The following is a 348-nucleotide window of genomic DNA, read 5'->3' as shown; positions in this document are numbered from 1 at the left end:
GATACATCGATCTATTATGAACTCGTATACTCGATCTCGCGCAGGCGGCGCAGCGATTCGCCGTACTGTGTCGCCAGCACTGGCGCCAGTCCCTGGAAAGGTTCGTCCAGCAGCACCAGGCGCGTACCGGCCATCAGGGCACGGCCGAGCGCGGCGATCTTGCCCTGGCCGCCGGACAGCGCAGCGCCCGAACGCGGCAGCATTTCCTTGAGCTGCGGGACTACGGTCAAGGCCTTCTCCAGTCGACGGTCAACCTCTGCGGTGGGCAGGCCCAGGACGTCGCATGGCAGGCGCAAGTTCTCTTCCACGGTGAAGGTCGGGAACATCACCCGGTCTTCCGGCGCATAG

The 348-nt window shown here is 64.4% G+C and carries 1 protein-coding gene; it reads right to left on the bottom strand.

All coding sequences use genetic code 11. From position 1 onward, the window contains the following. Positions 1-14 precede the first annotated feature (14 nt). Positions 15-348, bottom strand: a 334-nt coding sequence (locus tag HLUSI_RS28180) for an ATP-binding cassette domain-containing protein (protein ID WP_016834112.1), incomplete at its 5' end; no start/stop codon positions are given.

It is taken from the genome of Herbaspirillum lusitanum P6-12, from assembly GCF_000256565.1.
GTDB lineage: Bacteria > Pseudomonadota > Gammaproteobacteria > Burkholderiales > Burkholderiaceae_D > Herbaspirillum > Herbaspirillum lusitanum.
Note: the sequence above shows the minus strand (reverse complement) of the source record. Positions and strands in the feature narration are given on the sequence as shown.